Genomic DNA, 17406 nt, shown 5'->3' on the forward strand with positions numbered 1-17406 from the left:
ATTGGTGCCATGATGCTACTAGGTTGTATGCGGATGGATGAGACCATCAAACAGTATAAGCTAGAGCAAGAGGCGCTTCAACTCGAGTCCCTTGTCAGAGCGGCATCACATGACTGTCGCCAAGATGAGACGATCCGTTATCCGATTGGACGAGTTACTTGTATCCGAACGGATAAAGGCTTTAAAATGGAAGCAATCTTAGATAATGGACAAAGAATCGAGGCGGTCGTTTCGGATGGATAAGGTTTATGTAATTGGCTTTATGGGAACTGGTAAAACAGCGATTGGTCGGAAGTTAAGCGAACGATATGACGTAGATGAACTGGATGAACGTTTTGTTCAAGAGTATGGTCAATCAATTGCTGATTTTTTTGCAGCACATGGTGAGGCAGGGTTTCGAGCGCGCGAAAGCGAATTGTTACGAAACAGTCAATCTCAAATTGTCATCACGGGTGGTGGAATCATTGAACGACCCGAAAATCGTACATGGATGAAGGAAACGGGTACGGTAATCTGGATTGATACACCATTCGATTCGATTTGGAGACGAATTGAGTCGGACCGAAATCGTCCCTTAGTAGGGAAGTACGAGACTGTGAAGTCTTTGTATATGCGCAGACGTCCTATCTATGCAGACGGTGCGGATCTTCGTTTAGAGGGAATGAAATCGATTCGGGAGCTAACGGCAGAAATAGAATCGGTATTGGAGGAAAAGTCATGATTTGGATTAACCTTGGAATCATTGTAGTAGCGGTCCTCGGCTTAGTTGCTTATGGATTTGTGCTTTATAAAAAGAAGATTTCACAAGACTTACGGCTTGTAAAACAGTTGTTGGAGCGATTTACGATCCGTCAGCAAACGTTGCAGGCAGGCGTCGACCATACGACGAATCGGATTGATCAAATTAAAGGAAATGTCGATCATCTTGTGAGTGAAGGGAAGCGTGTTGAGCAAGGGGCGCGTCAACTAATGGTTGAAGGGCAACGACTTTCAACAGAAGTTCAACATACAGCTGGACTCAAGCAATTTTGAAATGGCTTTCATTGAGCGAATGTGAAACAATAGGAGAGAAGGGACTTCGTCCTTTCTCTCTTTAGTTTTGTTCAATTTCCGAATAAACCTAGAAAAATAGGTTTGAAGTTGATAGAATGTAAATGAAAGTTGAACATTAAAGAGAAAAGGAACATAAAATGTTCGTAAATAGGGGGATATGTATGAGTCAGACGACATTGAAGAGAACGCCATTGTTTGAAACGATCGCACCGATGGGGAAAATGGTCGATTTTGCAGGGTTTGAAATGCCGGTTCTGTTTTCATCAATCAAGGAAGAACACATTGCAGTACGTGAACAAGTAGGGATGTTCGATGTATCTCATATGGGAGAATTGTTAGTGACAGGTCCTGAAGCATTAGCGTTTCTTCAAAAGACGCTGTCGAATGATATCTCTAAGATCGCCATTGGACAGGCTCAATACAATGTTTTATGTCAAGAAGATGGTGGGACGGTAGATGACTTGCTTGTATATCGACTGGAAGAGGAAAAATATTTACTAGTCGTCAACGCCTCGAATATCGAGAAAGATGAAGCGCATCTTCGTTCGTATCTAGAAGGAAACGTGTTACTTGAAAACCAATCGGATGCGTATGGGCAGATTGCCGTCCAAGGTCCTAAAGCAGAAGAAGTCCTGTCGGCGATGACGGGGCTCGCATTAAATGAAATTAAATTTTTCCGGTTCGTTTACGGGAAAGTGGCAGGCATCGACATGTTAGTTTCGCGCAGTGGTTATACGGGAGAAGATGGATTCGAGTTATATATGCCGGCAGCAGATGCAGAACATGTCTTTAAGACACTACTTGAAGCAGGTGTCGTTCCATGTGGTCTTGGCGCGCGTGATACTTTACGTTTTGAAGCGTGTTTACCACTCTATGGTCATGAGTTATCGGCGACGATTTCACCGATCGAAGCAGGGATGGGGTTTGCCGTCAAACCACAAGCGAAAAAATTCATCGGGTCAGATGTGCTCGCACAACAAAAAGAACAAGGCGCACCACGCCGTTTGATTGGACTTGAACTCGTCGATAAAGGGATTGTCCGTCAGGATGCTCCGGTTTTACTGAATGGAGAGACTGTTGGTTTTGTGACGACAGGGACGTTGCCGCCGACAATCGGTAAAGCCATTGCCTTGGCGCTCGTGCCAGCAGAATATGCGACAGAGGACCAGTTCGAAGTGGAAGTACGTGGAAAGAAACTAGCCGCAAAACGTGTGAACACACCGTTTTATCGTCGAGCCAACTAAGGGGGACTTATAGATGGATTTTCGTTATTTACCGATGACGCAAGAAGATGAAAAAGAGATGTTACAGACGATTGGTGCAAATTCGATTGAAGATTTACTAGCAGATATTCCGGCCGCTGTCCGCGACCAAGGGACGTTAGAAGAAGTCGGGATTCCGCTACCGGAAACAGATTTGATTCGGACACTCTCGAAGCTTGCTGACCAAAATATGAATACGAAGCAATATCCATCGTTCCTCGGTGCAGGCATTTATGATCACTATGCACCGGCTGTCGTCAATCATATGTTGTTGCGTTCAGAATTCTATACGGCGTATACACCCTATCAACCTGAAATCTCACAAGGGGAACTGCAAGCGATTTTCGAGTTTCAGACGATGATTTGTGAATTGACAGGAATGGATGTCGCGAACTCATCGATGTACGACGGCATTACAGCACTAGCGGAAGCGGCAATGCTTGCCTGTGCCCATAAAAAGAAAAAGACGATCGTCTTGTCGGATGGGGTTCATCCGGAAGCACATGATGTTGTTCGGACGTATGCGAAAGGGCCGGGGCTCGATGTCGAGACGCTTGCGTTACGGGACGGCGAGACGGCAATCGAACAATTAGACGGACTTGATGATATCGCATGTGTCATCGTCCAATACCCGAACTTTTATGGACGCGTCGAAGATTTACAAGCGTTAGCAGATGCAACACATGCAAAAGGCGGTTTATTTATCGTCTCGGCCAATCCGCTTGCCCTCGGACTGCTTGAAGCACCTGGGAAACTCGGTGCGGATATTACGATTGGCGATTGCCAACCGTTCGGGATTCCCCAAAGTTTTGGTGGACCGACGTGTGGCTACTTCACGACGACAAAAGCCTTAATGCGTAAAATTCCGGGTCGTCTCGTCGGTCAGACAGTAGATGAGGATGGCAAACGCGGTTTCGTCTTGACGCTCCAAGCTCGCGAACAGCACATTCGTCGTGATAAAGCGACATCAAATATTTGTTCCAACCAAGCGTTGAACGCATTGGCGGCATCGATCGCGATGAGCGCGTTCGGAAAACAAGGGATTCGTGATTTAGCGGTCCGCAACTTGCAAACGGCACATGCCTTGAAAAAATCATTGAAAGCAGCCGGCTTCCGCATCGTCGATGATGGACCAAGCTTTAATGAATTCGTCGTCGAATTACCAATCGATGTGGAAGAAGCAAGTCGTCAATTGCTTAAAGCGGGAATTATCGGTGGATTGCCGCTCGGCACATACGACGCAAAAAGAAGTCGTGAAATGCTTGTCTGTGCAACAGAATTACGGACGAAAGAAGAGCTCGATCAATTCGTGTCAGCGTTAGGGGGATTAACTCATGCATAAATCAAGTGAACAAACATTGATTTTTGAAATCTCAAAACCCGGTCGTGTCGCATATGCGTTACCACTCGCGACGGTCGAAGAAGAAGCAATCGAAGACATGTTGCCATCTTCTTTTGTACGAAAAGAAGATGTCGCGTTACCGGAAGTTTCGGAACTGGATCTTGTCCGTCACTACACGGCACTTTCAAACCGAAACCACGGTGTGGATTCCGGGTTCTATCCGCTCGGTTCATGCACGATGAAATACAATCCTAAAATCAATGAAGATATGGCACGACTTCCCGGGTTTGCCCACATTCATCCGCTTCAACCGGTTGAGAGCATTCAAGGAGCGCTCGGTTTGATGTATGACTTACAAGAAAAGTTAGCAGTCATCACGGGAATGGATGAAGTGACGCTTCAACCAGCAGCAGGGGCACACGGAGAGTGGACTGGATTGATGTTGATCAAAGCCTATCATCATGCGCGCGGCGACTTCAAACGGACGAAAGTACTCGTTCCAGACTCGGCACACGGCACGAACCCGGCATCGGCGTCTGTCGCAGGATTTGATACCGTGACGGTCTTGTCAGATGAACGAGGTCTTGTTGACTTAGAAGACTTAAAGAGCAAAGTGGGAGACGATACAGCGGCTTTAATGTTGACGAACCCGAACACGCTCGGATTGTTTGAATCGGATATCGTCGAGATCGCAAAAGCAGTCCATGAAGCAGGCGGGAAATTGTATTACGATGGAGCAAACTCGAATGCCATCATGGGGATTGCACGTCCCGGCGATATGGGCTTCGATGTTGTTCACTTGAACCTCCACAAAACGTTTACCGGCCCTCACGGTGGTGGTGGTCCTGGTTCAGGTCCGGTCGGTGTCAAACAAGACTTAATCCCTTATTTACCGAAACCGATCGTCGCAAAAACAGACGAAGGATTCATCCTTGATTATGATCGCAAAGAGGCAATCGGACGTGTCAAACCATTCTACGGAAACTTCGGGATTAATGTCCGCGCCTACAGCTACATTCGGACGATGGGCGGAGAAGGTCTCGCCCGTGTCTCGAAAGAAGCTGTCTTGAACGCAAACTATATGTTAGCACGCCTCAAAGGAGCATATGACGCACCGTATGATGTCTATTGTAAACATGAGTTCGTCTTGTCGGGTCGTCGCCAAAAGGCACTTGGCGTGCGGACGCTTGATATCGCAAAACGACTGCTTGATTTCGGTTACCATCCACCGACAATCTATTTCCCGTTGAATGTCGAAGAGTGTATCATGATTGAGCCGACGGAAACGGAATCGAAAGAAACACTCGATGCGTTCTGTGACGCGATGCTTCAAATAGCACGTGAAGTCGAAGAAACGCCAGATGTCGTCCTGAACGCACCGCATACGACGGTCGTCAAACGGATGGACGAGACGTTGGCAGCGCGTAAACCGGTGTTGCGTTATGAGCCGAAACAGGAAGTCCATGCATAACGGTTACTGAAAACGAACTGACTCGTAAGTCAGACTAAGATCGATTCCTATGACGGACGTTTCCAGTCGACATTAATTAAATGACCGATGATTCCATTTTTACTGGATCATCGGTCATTTCTATGCCTATTTTTGTCGTTCACGACCTCTTTAATCAGAGCGTCTCGTCAATGAGTCGACAAGCGAAAAACCCTTCCTGAGCCTGAGGCGTAGGAAGGGTTTTTCGCTTGAATAGTGAATTAGCTACGTTTGACTTTTCCAGTCCACTGTTTGAAACCGCCTTTAAGCTGGTACAAGTTCGTGTAGCCGGCTTTTTTCAAGACTTTAGCTGCTTGTGAAGAGCGCATGCTGCCTTGGCAATACAAGTAGATCGGCATATCTTTACGAAGCTCTTTCGAACGCATCTTCATTTGGCTAACCGGAATGTTACGCGCGCCAACGATATGACCGCCTTTAAATTCTTGTGTTTCCCGGACGTCGACGATTTGTGCCTTACGGTAGTTCGCGCGGAATTCCTCTTGCGAGAGTTTTGTGATGCCTTTGACTGGCATGAAACGCCAGACGACATAAGCAATCAATGCCACCCATAAGACGATTGTGATGATTGTGCCTGTTTCCATATTCAACTTCCAACCCCTTCGTTCATATAACATCTCTATCATTATAGTAAACGAAATCGATTTCGGCAATCGACTCGTCGTTGCGCAGGATAGAAAGGGTCTGATACACTTATACGGAAACGTTTTGGGGGTGTTCGCTTGGTAAAGAAATGGCAAGTATTGACGACCGAAGCATTAGAGCCGGCAATGAACATGGCAATTGATGAAGCATTGATTGCTTTTGTCGGGCGAGGAGAGATTGCGCCTACGCTTCGTTTTTACTCATGGGAACCACGCGGACTCAGTGTCGGTCATTTCCAGCGTGCGACACGTGATATCGATCGAAAGCGAATTGAAGAACTCGGTATCCCAATCGTTCGACGGATGACTGGTGGTCGAGCGGTTTTACATGCGGATGAACTCACATATAGTGTCGTCATTCAAGAGGCGACAGAAGGACTACCACGAACTGTAATCGAAAGTTATCGCCTGTTGACGGAAGGAATCCGGAAAGGCTATCATCACCTCGGTATTCCCGTTGAATTTTCAGTTCCGATGACGGAAGAAGAAAAGGAAGAGTTACGAAAGCCGAAATCGGCCGTTTGTTTTGATGCAGCCTCTTACTATGAATTGGCAGTCGGAAAACGGAAAGTCGCGGGGAGTGCTCAAGTTCGTCATCAAGGCGTTGTGCTTCAGCATGGATCAGTGCCTCTATCGGTTGATGAAGGTGAATTGTTTGACTGCTTCCTTTATGAAGATGAAACGATGCGTCAACGGATGAAGTCACGCTTTGCAGGGAAAGCGGTTGCCTTAAATGAACTCGCGGGCCGGAAAGTGTCATTCGAGGAAGTTCGTGATGCGTTTACACGTGGTTTTGAGGATGCGCTTCAATTGGAATTCGTTCCGCTTGAATTCAATGAGCGGCAATGGCAGGAAATTGAACAGTTAGCCGAGAAGTATCGTAGTGATGAATGGAACTGGAAACGTTAAAGCGAAAGATTGGAAGGTGATGTCGTGCCGACTCCGAGTATGGAAGATTATTTAGAGCAAATTTATATCTTGATCGAAGAAAAAGGGTATGCCCGTGTATCGGATATCGCAGAACTATTAGGAGTACACCCTTCTTCTGTAACGAAGATGGTGCAAAAGTTAGACCGTGAAGAGTACCTCGTCTACGAAAAGTATCGCGGTCTCATGTTGACTGCAAAAGGTAGAAAGATTGGGAAACGACTTGTCGAACGGCATGCGCTGTTAGAAGATTTCTTGCGCCTTGTCGGCGTAGAAGAGTCACTAATCTATAAAGATGTCGAGGGAATTGAACATCACTTGAGTATCGAAGCACTTGATAAAATCAATGGGATGATTCAATTTTTCGCTGAACGCCCAGCTTTACAGGAAGAACTTCATAATTATCAACAAGCACACCCAGAAGACTGAGTGGGCTTGTTTTTTTACGTTAAACGCCTTATAAACGAACATTTGGTTATAAAATAATAAAAAAGTACGTGAGTTGAACGGATTATGCTATACTGACGATGAAAATGACCGAAGGGGGTGACGGGTGGAAATTCACCCGGATACTATGGAAATCGTCATCAAAGAAAAATTGGTTTCAGAAACTGATTTAGCTAAAAAAGTGAGTGAACTCGCAATCGAGATTGAACGGGATGCGGCCGGGCGTCAAATTGTCCTTGTCGTCGTGTTGAAAGGGTCGATGGTTTTTGCAGCGGACTTGATGCGGCAAATTAAAGGAAGTGTTCAAATCGATACCGTTGCCTGTTCATCATATGGTGCGAAGACGGTCTCTTCTGGACGCGTTCAATTGAAAAAAGATTTAGACCTGGATGTCGAAGGGAAGTATGTTGTTGTTGTCGAGGACATTATTGATACGGGACATACACTGAGCTTTTTGTGCGAGCATATGAAATTGCATAAACCCGGTGTTTTGAAGATTTGTACGTTACTTGATAAACCTGCGCGTCGTGAAGTCGAGTTGACGGCAGATTATGTTGGATTTGAGATTCCGGATTACTTCGTCGTCGGCTATGGCATTGATTGTGCAGAAGAGTATCGCAATTTGCCGTACATTGGTTGGGTCGAGACAGAATAAAAAACCGTCAGCAGACACGAGTCGCTGACGGTCGAACGATAGAAGGGGGCTGCGTTTTAGCAGCTCTCTCTTTTTAATATTAAAAAGCACGTTTTTTCTTTTTGCCTTTTTTACCTTCGATGACGGTCAAATTAGGACCTTTCGACCGATCGCGAAGTGGGCGTACTTTGTTCGAAGTCGAAGATTTCGTCGCCGTTTTGATTTGTTTTTTCTTAAAGTCTGTTCGACGCGGACCTTGATCTCGTTTACCGTGCAATTTTTTCGATTGCGCGACTGATTTTCGATATTGTGCGTTTCCGCCGCTTGCAGCACCGCTATTGCGCGTCATGAACTTAAAGATCAAGAAAATGATTCCCGCCACAACTGCAACGAACAGTAATTGTGAAAACAGACCGCCAGGATCATTGATAAGCTTATATCCAAAACCGACGAAAGCAAACAGTAACACGATAAGTGCGAATGTAGAGCCGATCCGTTGTCTAATCATATTATCACCCCTGTTATCGATTAACCCAGTGCATTCTCATGTATGTTATCTTCCTGTTTTTCGAGTGCTTCAAACGCATAAATCGCAACCTCAATCTGTGAATCGTCTGGTTCTTTTGTCGTCAAGTACTGTAACCATAGGCCTGGCAAGGCGATGACACGTAATCCCTTGATATTTTGGGCTTTATTTGTTAATTGAAGAACTTCAAAAGACAGACCGATGACAACGGGAAGTAAAGCGATTCGGAAGGCGAGTCGAACCCATAATGGATCGGTCGGGACGATTAAATAAACGAAGAAACCGACGATGACTGTGAAGATCAGGAAGCTTGAACCGCAACGATAATGGAGGCGGCTGCTTCTTCTGACGTTTTCGACGGTCAGTGGATGACCGGATTCGACACAATTGATGACTTTATGTTCCGCCCCGTGGTATTGAAACAATCGTTTGACGAGTGGTGTCAATGAAATCAAGTACAAATATCCAAACAGTAGGGTCAGCTTAATCAACGCCTCGATGACGTTTTGGACGAAGTGGCCGGATAATGCTGGGAAAGAACTGAATAGTGAGGCTAAGAATGCCGGCAACAGCGTAAACAGTAACTTTCCGAAAAAGAATGATAAAACACCAAGTAAAGCGACGCCGAGCCATTTTGTCAATTGTCCTTGATTCGTTTCTTCGGGTTCTTCCTCTCCGGGATTAACGCCGTAACGATCACTTGCGAAGTTCATGTGGCTTGCTCCATTCGCAGATGATTCGACAAGAGCGAACAGTCCGCGGAGAAGCGGGATTCGTTTACCAATCGCAATCCGTGGACGAATCGGCTTTTTCTGTTCAAATGTCTCAATCGTCGCATCATTTCGACGAATTGCAGAAACAGCATGTGTCGCATTTTGGAACATTACGCCTTCGACGATGGCTTGTCCACCGACGGGAGCTTTTGCGGTTTTCATATTTAAACGCATCCTATCTCAAATAAAATATCGTGTATCGTCAGTTTACTAGATTCTATTCAAAAAAACTATGGGGGACTGCTTGATGACGGGTGAATCTTTAGGAGACGGAAAACGTCTTATGATACAATCAGAAGGACGAATGGAGGTGATGATGTGCGCGTATTGGTTTTAAATGGACCGAATTTGAATTTACTTGGAACGCGTGAGCCGGAAACATACGGTGCAAAGACGTTGAATGATTTAGAAACGTTGATGATGGAACGTTTTCCGGAAGTTGAGTTTACGTTTGAACAATCGAACCATGAAGGAACGTTGATTGATTCTCTACATGCAGCGCGGGGGTATGATGGCATTGTGTTGAATGCAGCTGCATACACACATACGAGTATCGCCTTACGTGACGCGATCGCAGCGATTGAAGTGCCGACAATCGAAGTGCACCTATCGAATGTTCATGCGCGAGAAGAGTTTCGACATCGCTCACTCATCGCACCGGTCTGTCGTGGTGTCATCAGTGGACTTGGGATGACGGGGTATATACTCGCTACTGAAGCGTTACTTCATCCGGACGCTACATAACTTAAAGGGGGAAACAGACATGCAACATCGTATTGAAGCATTACAATCCGCTTTAAAAGAACGTGACTTACCAGGACTTATCGTGACGAAGGCAGAAAATATTCGCTACATTTCAGGATTCACCGGTTCAAGTGGCGCGTGTCTCGTTACGGCAGAACATGCTTATTTCGTGACGGATTTCCGCTATACGGAGCAAGCTGCTGATCAAGTCAAAGGAATGGAAATCGTTCAAATCGATCGGTCGATTCCGGCGACGATGGGTGAACTCATCGCAGGCGCACGCGTGCGAGCGGTTGGGGTCGAAAAAGATACGATGACACTTGGTTTATTCGAAGCATATGATGAAGCTTCTGCAATCGAACTGATTCCAACGACCGGAATCGTCGAAAACCTACGCTTGATTAAGGATTCATCAGAGATTAAGATGGTTAAGGAAGCGGTAAAACTAGCAGACGCTACCTTTGAACACATTTTGACGTACATCCAGCCGGGGAAAACAGAACTCGAAGTGTCGAACGAACTCGAATTCTTCATGCGTAAGCATGGAGCGACGTCGTCTTCATTCGATACGATTGTCGCATCTGGTTACCGCTCAGCGTTACCGCATGGTGTCGCGAGCCAAAAAGTGATTGAAACGGGTGAGCTCGTAACACTCGACTTTGGTGCATTGTTGAACGGTTACGTCTCTGACATTACGCGAACGATTGCGGTCGGTCCAATTAATTCCGAGTTACAAAAAATCTACGATACGGTCTTACAAGCACAACTTGCGGGTGTAGACGGACTTCGTCCAGGGATTACTGGAATCGAAGCAGACGCGTTAACACGTGACATCATCAAAGAAGCTGGTTATGGCGAATACTTCGGTCACTCGACTGGTCACGGCATTGGTCTTGAGGTGCATGAAGGACCGGGACTTTCGTTCCGTTCGGAAACGAAGCTCGAACCAGGGATGATCGTGACAGTCGAACCAGGAATCTATGTGCCACAAGTTGGTGGATGCCGAATTGAGGATGATGTCTTGATTACCGAATCAGGGCGCGAAATTCTTTCGTCTTCATCGAAAGAACTCATTACACTCTAAGTAAGATGAACATTTAGGAGGAACCAGTATGGTATCAGTAAACGATTTAAAAACAGGCTTGACGATTAAAACTTCAGACGGAATGATTTGGCAAGTCCTTGAGTTCCAACACGTAAAACCTGGTAAAGGTGCAGCATTCGTGCGGACAAAAATGCGTAACATCCGTAACGGGAACATCCAAGAGATGACATTCCGTGGTGGCGAGCGCGTCGAACGTGCCCACATCGAGCGTAACAAAATGCAATACCTCTACCCAATGGGTGAAACGTATGTCTTCATGGACACGGAGTCGTATGAGCAGCTTGAATTGACGACAGCACAAGTTGAAGCAGCACTTCCATATCTCCTTGAGAACATGGAAGTTCAAATCGCAGTCTACAACGGCGAAATCCTCGGACTCGAACTTCCGAACACGATCGTTATGACGATTGTTGAAGCAGAGCCAGGCGTCAAAGGCGATACAGCTTCTAACGTCAAGAAAAATGCGACAGTTGAGACGGGTCACATCATCCATGTGCCGCTTTTCATCGAAGCAGGAGAAAAAGTAACAGTTGATACGCGGACAGGTGATTTCACAGGACGCTACAACGGATAATACAGATATGCCAATGCCCCTTCGTACTCGTTTCCGAGTCAAGGGGTATTTTTTCACTCGCCGGCACTTGCATCCTCTGGTATGACCAGTTAAACTTAATATTTGAGTAGGCATTAGCACCTGGTATAATATTAAGAATGAATGTTTAGATGGGGGATGGAAAGAAGATGAAAATCGATCAGTTGAAACAAGTGTTAGAAATGCTTGATCAATCAAACGTAAATGAACTTTCTCTAGAAACAGACACGTATAAATTAAAGCTTAAAAAACAAGGGGACGGTGTCGTAGTATCTCAGCACGACGCGGTCGCGGCAGCACCTGTCCAGCAAAAAGTAGTGGAAACGGCACAAAAGCCGGCCGTTGTACCTGAAGTCATGGAAGAGAAGGATGATACGGTCACAATTAACGCGCTAATGGTCGGTACGTTTTATTCACGTGCAAATCCTGAAAAACCTGCTTTCGTCAAAGTCGGCGATCAAATCGAAGTGGGTCAAGTCGTCTGCATTTTAGAAGCGATGAAACTATTCAATAACTTAAATTCGGAAATTGCCGGAACTGTCGTCGAAATTCTCGTCGCAGATGGAGACCTTGTTGAATTTGGTCAGCCACTCTTCCGGATTCGTCCTTGAGCGGGGTGATGGGAATGGAAAAACTACTAATCGCGAACCGTGGAGAAATCGCCGTTCGGATTATTCGTGCGGCTAAGGAACTTGGGATCCAGACGGTTGCTGTCTATTCGACAGCGGATCGAGAAGCACTTCATGTCCGAATGGCAGACGAAGCATATTGCATCGGCGATGTCAGTTCGACGTCTTCTTATTTGAATGTGACGAATATTCTCGCCGTTGCGACAAATCGAAACGTAACGATGATTCACCCGGGATACGGATTCCTGGCTGAAAACGTTGACTTCGCGGAGATGTGTGAAGCATGTGGTATTCAATTCGTCGGTCCGACGTCGCAAGCGATTCGCCAGATGGGCATTAAAGATGTCGCGAAAAAAACGATGATTGAATGTGGTGTCCCGGTCGTGCCGGGCTCTGACGGAACGGTGACGGATCAAGAAGCAATTGGTCTCGCTGAAGAAATCGGTTATCCGGTCATCATTAAAGCGACGGCAGGTGGCGGAGGGCGCGGGATTCGTGTTGCCCGGACAAAACAAGAACTGATTGATGGACTGGAAGAAACACGTCGCGAGGCAAAACAAGCATTTGGCAACAGCGATGTTTATTTAGAGCGTTTCATCGAAGAATTCCGTCACGTCGAAGTCCAAGTGCTTGCCGATCGACACGGGAACGTCATTCACCTCGGAGAACGAGATTGTACGGTGCAACGGCGGATGCAGAAGCTGATTGAAGAAGCTCCTTCGCCAGCCGTCAGCGAAGCGACACGGTTGAAAATGGGAGAAGCAGCTGTCAAAGCGGCAAAAGCCATCAACTATACGGGTGCCGGAACAATCGAATTCATTTTTGTCGAAGAAACAGAAGAATTTTTCTTTATGGAAATGAATACTCGGATTCAAGTCGAGCATCCGGTGACAGAAATGATTACAGGATTTGATCTTGTTCAAGCACAACTTCAAGTCGCGCTCGACCACCCGTTAGCAGTTCAACAAGAGGATATCGAGTTCCGTGGGCATTCAATCGAGTGCCGGATTAACGCAGAAGATCCAGATCACGATTTCCGACCACATGCGGGTCGCGTCACACAATACGTCGCGCCAGGTGGTATGGGTGTCCGAATCGATAGTGCCGTTTATCCAGGTTACATGATTCCTCCGTACTATGACTCGATGGTTGCGAAATTGATTGTCCATGCAGAGACGCGCGAGGAAGCTTGTGCGAAAATGGAGCGTGCTTTGGCTGAATTTTGGATTGAGGGTGTCAAAACGACAATTCCGTTCCATCAAAAGGTCTTACAGCATCCTGTATTCCGCCGGGGAACCTTCACGACGAAGTTTGCGGAACGTGAGTTAAAAGCAGCAATCGTAAAATGAACGATGACGGGAGTCGATGGATTTTACTCCCGTCTTTTTGGCGTTCACTATGTTTTTTAAAAGGGGAATGTGCTAAACTAATTGATTGAGAACGACAAAAAAAGGAGCACGTGAAATCATGATGAAACGACACATGGCACGCGAACTCGCAGTACAATCTTTGTTCCAAATGGAACTTTCTGACTTGTCTGCACAAGAGGCCATTGAATTCGCAGTAGAAGGCAAAGAATATGATACATTTGTAGAGCAATTAGTAGTTGGTGTAGAGACGAACAAGGATGAGATTGATCAACATTTACGGGCAGCGCTCGTCAACTGGTCATTTGAGCGTCTTGGTAACATCGAACGGACGATTCTTCGTCTTGCCGTCTATGAATTGATGTTCGAACCGAAAATTCCAATCCGCGTTACAATCAACGAAGCAATCGAATTAACAAAAGCGTTCGCAGACGAAGAAGCAACGAAAATCGTCAATGGTGTGCTTGGTAAGGTCGCACAACAAGCAGTCAAAGAAAATTCATAAGTAGATAAAGATAACCTTTTTCAAGGTGCAGAGTGAAACGAATTTTTTGGGGGAGTGGACAAATCATGGCAGTAGTAATCGATGGGAAAGAAATCGCAAAATCGTATCGTTTGAAGCTGAAAGAAGAAGTCGCACGTCTGAAAGAACAACGTATTCAACCGAAATTGACCGTTGTATTAATCGGTGAAGACCCAGCAAGCCAATCGTATGTCCGCGGGAAAGAAAAAGCGGCACAAGAAATTGGCATGGAGTCGGATTTGATTCGTTTACCGGCAGAAACATCAGAATCGGAGTTACTCCAGTTGATTGAACGACTAAACGCAGACGCGAGTGTCCACGGAATTCTCGTTCAACTGCCGCTGCCGGAACAAATCGACGAGAGTAAAGTCATCTTCGCTATTTCACCGGACAAAGACGTCGATGGGTTCCATCCGGTCTCAGTCGGGAAAATGATGATTGGTGAACCAACGTTCTTACCATGTACCCCAAATGGAATTCTGCACCTCGTCAAAGAAATGAATGTTCCGATCCAAGGCAGCCACGTCGTCGTCGTCGGTCGGAGTCAAATCGTCGGCAAACCGGTCGGGATGTTATTTTTAAATGAATCCGCGACAGTCAGCTACTGCCACTCGAAGACGGCAAACCTTTCTGAGATGACGCGTCAAGCGGATATCTTGATTGTCGCTGTTGGTGTTCCAAAATTGATTACGGCAGATATGGTCAAGCCGGATGCTGTCGTCATCGATGTCGGTGTCAACCGTGTTGACGGTAAACTGGTCGGGGACGTCGAATTTGATTCGGTCAAAGAGGTCGCCTCGATGATCACACCCGTTCCTGGCGGTGTCGGTCCGATGACGATCACGATGTTGCTCCATAATACAATCGAGGCAGCACGATGAATGACCCACTTCAAGTTTCCGAGCTCGTTGGGTATGTGAAACGTGAACTTGAAAGTGATTCGCTGTTACAGCAAGTGCAGGTGGTGGGAGAAGTGTCGAACTTTAAACGACACTCTTCCGGTCACCTTTATTTTACGTTGAAGGACGACCAGTCACGGATGAAGGCGGTCATGTTCGCACGTGACGCAAGTCGCCTGAAATCACCGATCAAAGACGGGATGCGTGTCGTCATGACGGCGCGGTTATCCGTGTATCTCGCTTCCGGTGAGATGCAACTCTACGTCGAGCGGATGACGGAAGATGGCGTCGGCGCCCTGTATGAAGCTTTCGTCCGCTTGAAAGAACAACTCGAAGAACGTGGGTGGTTCGATCCAGCGTTAAAAAAAGTGCTCCCAGCATTTCCGCAACGTGTCGGAATCATCACATCACCAAAAGGTGCGGCACTTCACGATATCGCGACGACACTACGGAGACGGTATCCGCAAGCGGCAATCGTCTTCGCCCCAGTGCTCGTTCAAGGGAAAGAGGCGGCACCGCAAATTACTCGTGCCATCGAACAGATGAATGCGCGTCAGGCGTGTGACGTGTTAATCATTGGTCGCGGTGGCGGCTCGATCGAAGAACTTTGGGCGTTCAATGAAATGAACGTCGTGACGGCGATTTATGAGTCGCAGATCCCGATTGTTTCTGCAGTCGGTCATGAAACGGACTTTACCATCAGTGATTTCGTCGCGGATGTCCGGGCAGCGACACCGACTGCTGCAGCCGAACTCGTAACACCAGAGGCGGCCGAACTGGAAAAACGAGTTGGTGAACTGAAGCGACGTTTGACACGAAACTATGACTATTTCGTCAAGAGCCGACGGGAACAAGTGACCCGGCTTGCAATGAGTTATGGATTAAAGTCTCCCCGCGTTTTGCTTGGATTAAAACAGGAGCGCCTTGACCGGGCCGATATGAACTTGAATCGGATCGGAAAACAACTCATTTTAACGAAACAGCAAGGCGTGTTGAACCTATCGAACCGTTTAGCACGGATTCCGGTTCGGGAGCGTCTTGAAGAGCAGTCGCGTGAAGTTGAGCGGATGCGTAAACAGTTGGAACGGATTCGCCTGTACATGAAGATGAAGCATGAGCGATTGCACCAAATGGTGGCACGCCTTGACTCGGTTAGTCCGACCCGTGTCTTATTACGTGGTTATACGTATGTCGAACAAAACGGAGAGGTCGTTCGATCGGTAAAACAAGTGACGGATGACGCCTTCCGGATTCAGTTTCATGACGGAAGTATTCTAGCGAAACGAGAGGATGAGTGAGATGGACACTGAACAATCATTTGAAGCGGCGTTAGAACGCTTAGAAGAAATCGTCGAATTGCTTGAAGAAGGGGAAGCCCCACTTGAGCAAGCGATGACGTTGTATGAGGAAGGTGTAAAACTGACTGCTCTTTGCCAGGGGAAACTATCGACAGCTGAAAAGAAACTCGATTTAATCTTGGAACAAGATGGAACGTTACGTGAAAAAGGGGGAGCACAATGATTGCCTTGATGGAATGGAAAACTCAAGTCGAGCGTGCGCTCGAATCATTTATGACCCGACTCGATGCACCAGAACAATTACGTGCTTCGATGCGCTATTCACTCGATGCTGGAGGAAAGCGTGTCCGCCCGGCGTTGATTTATGCTGTCCTTGATGCATACGGTGTCTCGCGGACAACAGGGGACGCGACGGCAGCAGCGCTTGAGATGATTCATACATATTCTTTAATCCATGACGATTTACCAGCAATGGACGATGATGACATGCGTCGTGGGCGTAAGACGAACCATATCGAGTTTGACGAAGCAACAGCGATTTTAGCAGGCGATGCGTTGTTGACGAATGCCTTTACCTGTTTACTCGAGACGGACGCGTCGGCAGACATCAAGGTTCAGTTGCTCGAGCGTCTCGCCATGGCAGCTGGAGCGGCCGGGATGGTCGGTGGACAGCTTGACGATATGCTCGGTGAACGTGGTGGCATTGATGATGTCGAGGCTCTTGAATCAATTCATCGGCGCAAGACGGGGGCATTACTCGTGTTTGCTGTTGAGGCAGGAGGAATCCTTGCTGGAGCAAATGAAGATGATGTAGTCCACTTACAACGTTACGGACGTCATCTTGGAATCGCCTTCCAAATTCAAGATGATATTTTAGATGTAACGGGAGATGCTGAAAAGATTGGTAAGCCGGTCGGGAGTGACGAAGGAAACGACAAAGCGACCTATCCGAAACTACTTGGTCTAGAGGGTGCGAAGACGGCTCTTGCGGCACAAGTACAAGCTGCTGAGGAAGCGATTGATGCGTTATCGGTCGAAGCGACGACACTTAAGGACTTGCTCGACTTCGTCGTCAAGCGTGACCATTGAGATCGACGACGCCTGGCGTCGTCTTTTTTATGTGCCAGTTATGTG

At 46.9% G+C, this 17406-nt stretch carries 22 protein-coding genes; 19 read left to right on the plus strand and 3 right to left on the minus strand.

Features of this window, described 5'->3' with window-relative positions; genetic code table 11:
- Positions 1–9: 9 nt before the first annotated feature.
- The 6 genes from AC0VYQ_RS04800 to gcvPB all read left to right on the plus strand — a co-directional run bounded on the left by AC0VYQ_RS04800 (position 10) and on the right by gcvPB (position 5128).
- Positions 10–243, plus strand: a complete 234-nt coding sequence (locus tag AC0VYQ_RS04800) for a hypothetical protein (RefSeq protein ID WP_239456854.1) — start codon at positions 10–12, stop codon at positions 241–243.
- Positions 236–721: a shikimate kinase gene (locus AC0VYQ_RS04805; protein ID WP_088836600.1), complete on the plus strand. Its 486-nt coding sequence runs from the start codon at positions 236–238 to the stop codon at positions 719–721. Before AC0VYQ_RS04800 ends, AC0VYQ_RS04805 begins: the two co-directional genes overlap by 8 nt.
- Positions 718–1032, plus strand: coding sequence for a hypothetical protein (locus AC0VYQ_RS04810; RefSeq protein ID WP_214805183.1), 315 nt, complete (start codon positions 718–720; stop codon positions 1030–1032). Before AC0VYQ_RS04805 ends, AC0VYQ_RS04810 begins: the two co-directional genes overlap by 4 nt.
- 182 nt (positions 1033–1214) lie before the next feature.
- On the plus strand, positions 1215–2297 hold the full coding sequence (gcvT, locus tag AC0VYQ_RS04815) for a glycine cleavage system aminomethyltransferase GcvT (RefSeq protein ID WP_475404347.1): 1083 nt from the start codon (positions 1215–1217) through the stop codon (positions 2295–2297).
- 13 nt (positions 2298–2310) lie between these two features.
- Positions 2311–3657, plus strand: coding sequence for an aminomethyl-transferring glycine dehydrogenase subunit GcvPA (gcvPA, locus tag AC0VYQ_RS04820; RefSeq protein ID WP_475404348.1), 1347 nt, complete (start codon positions 2311–2313; stop codon positions 3655–3657).
- Positions 3650–5128, plus strand: a complete 1479-nt coding sequence (gene gcvPB, locus AC0VYQ_RS04825; RefSeq protein WP_475404349.1) for an aminomethyl-transferring glycine dehydrogenase subunit GcvPB — start codon at positions 3650–3652, stop codon at positions 5126–5128. Before gcvPA ends, gcvPB begins: the two co-directional genes overlap by 8 nt.
- Positions 5129–5367: 239 nt before the next feature.
- Here the strand turns inward: gcvPB and AC0VYQ_RS04830 are convergent, their stop codons facing one another.
- Positions 5368–5748, minus strand: coding sequence for a rhodanese-like domain-containing protein (locus tag AC0VYQ_RS04830; RefSeq protein ID WP_029333057.1), 381 nt, complete (start codon positions 5746–5748; stop codon positions 5368–5370).
- 138 nt (positions 5749–5886) lie between these two features.
- Here AC0VYQ_RS04830 and AC0VYQ_RS04835 point away from each other — a divergent pair, with 138 nt between their 5' ends.
- From AC0VYQ_RS04835 to hpt, 3 genes are all read left to right on the plus strand, one after another.
- Positions 5887–6717, plus strand: a complete 831-nt coding sequence (locus tag AC0VYQ_RS04835; protein ID WP_029333058.1) for a lipoate--protein ligase family protein — start codon at positions 5887–5889, stop codon at positions 6715–6717.
- Positions 6718–6741: 24 nt separating this feature from the next.
- Positions 6742–7164 (plus strand): transcriptional regulator MntR, encoded by a 423-nt coding sequence (gene mntR, locus AC0VYQ_RS04840; protein WP_029333059.1) that lies wholly within the window; start codon positions 6742–6744, stop codon positions 7162–7164.
- 145 nt (positions 7165–7309) lie between these two features.
- A complete protein-coding gene (gene hpt / locus AC0VYQ_RS04845) occupies positions 7310–7837 on the plus strand; it encodes a hypoxanthine phosphoribosyltransferase (RefSeq protein WP_088838449.1) in 528 nt (175 codons plus the stop codon).
- Positions 7838–7916: 79 nt separating this feature from the next.
- Here the strand turns inward: hpt and AC0VYQ_RS04850 are convergent, their stop codons facing one another.
- Together AC0VYQ_RS04850 and AC0VYQ_RS04855 are read right to left on the minus strand one after the other, a co-directional pair.
- Positions 7917–8324, minus strand: a complete 408-nt coding sequence (locus AC0VYQ_RS04850; protein ID WP_088836605.1) for an SA1362 family protein — start codon at positions 8322–8324, stop codon at positions 7917–7919.
- Between the two features lie 20 nt (positions 8325–8344).
- On the minus strand, positions 8345–9277 hold the full coding sequence (locus tag AC0VYQ_RS04855) for a DUF1385 domain-containing protein (protein ID WP_088836606.1): 933 nt from the start codon (positions 9275–9277) through the stop codon (positions 8345–8347).
- A gap of 156 nt (positions 9278–9433) precedes the next feature.
- Between AC0VYQ_RS04855 and aroQ the strand changes: the two genes are divergently transcribed.
- The 10 genes from aroQ to AC0VYQ_RS04905 all read left to right on the plus strand — a co-directional run bounded on the left by aroQ (position 9434) and on the right by AC0VYQ_RS04905 (position 17361).
- Positions 9434–9859: a type II 3-dehydroquinate dehydratase gene (gene aroQ / locus AC0VYQ_RS04860; protein WP_088836607.1), complete on the plus strand. Its 426-nt coding sequence runs from the start codon at positions 9434–9436 to the stop codon at positions 9857–9859.
- 19 nt (positions 9860–9878) lie between these two features.
- Positions 9879–10943: a M24 family metallopeptidase gene (locus AC0VYQ_RS04865; RefSeq protein ID WP_029333064.1), complete on the plus strand. Its 1065-nt coding sequence runs from the start codon at positions 9879–9881 to the stop codon at positions 10941–10943.
- A gap of 28 nt (positions 10944–10971) precedes the next feature.
- Positions 10972–11538, plus strand: coding sequence for an elongation factor P (gene efp / locus AC0VYQ_RS04870; RefSeq protein ID WP_088836608.1), 567 nt, complete (start codon positions 10972–10974; stop codon positions 11536–11538).
- A gap of 167 nt (positions 11539–11705) precedes the next feature.
- Positions 11706–12167 (plus strand): acetyl-CoA carboxylase biotin carboxyl carrier protein, encoded by a 462-nt coding sequence (gene accB, locus AC0VYQ_RS04875; RefSeq protein ID WP_088836609.1) that lies wholly within the window; start codon positions 11706–11708, stop codon positions 12165–12167.
- A gap of 14 nt (positions 12168–12181) precedes the next feature.
- Positions 12182–13534: an acetyl-CoA carboxylase biotin carboxylase subunit gene (accC, locus tag AC0VYQ_RS04880; RefSeq protein WP_475404350.1), complete on the plus strand. Its 1353-nt coding sequence runs from the start codon at positions 12182–12184 to the stop codon at positions 13532–13534.
- Positions 13535–13655: 121 nt separating this feature from the next.
- Positions 13656–14057 carry a transcription antitermination factor NusB gene (nusB, locus tag AC0VYQ_RS04885; RefSeq protein ID WP_239456902.1) on the plus strand — a complete coding sequence of 134 codons (402 nt, stop codon included), beginning with the start codon at positions 13656–13658 and terminating at the stop codon, positions 14055–14057.
- A gap of 65 nt (positions 14058–14122) precedes the next feature.
- Positions 14123–14956 carry a bifunctional methylenetetrahydrofolate dehydrogenase/methenyltetrahydrofolate cyclohydrolase FolD gene (gene folD, locus AC0VYQ_RS04890; protein WP_088836611.1) on the plus strand — a complete coding sequence of 278 codons (834 nt, stop codon included), beginning with the start codon at positions 14123–14125 and terminating at the stop codon, positions 14954–14956.
- Positions 14953–16272, plus strand: a complete 1320-nt coding sequence (gene xseA / locus AC0VYQ_RS04895; protein ID WP_475404351.1) for an exodeoxyribonuclease VII large subunit — start codon at positions 14953–14955, stop codon at positions 16270–16272. The genes folD and xseA overlap by 4 nt, the downstream gene beginning before the upstream one ends.
- A gap of 1 nt (position 16273) precedes the next feature.
- Positions 16274–16495: an exodeoxyribonuclease VII small subunit gene (locus AC0VYQ_RS04900; protein WP_029333071.1), complete on the plus strand. Its 222-nt coding sequence runs from the start codon at positions 16274–16276 to the stop codon at positions 16493–16495.
- Positions 16492–17361 (plus strand): polyprenyl synthetase family protein, encoded by an 870-nt coding sequence (locus AC0VYQ_RS04905; protein WP_475404352.1) that lies wholly within the window; start codon positions 16492–16494, stop codon positions 17359–17361. The genes AC0VYQ_RS04900 and AC0VYQ_RS04905 overlap by 4 nt, the downstream gene beginning before the upstream one ends.
- Positions 17362–17406 lie beyond the last annotated feature (45 nt).

The sequence above is a fragment of the Exiguobacterium sp. QJM3NY_9 genome (assembly GCF_056173545.1).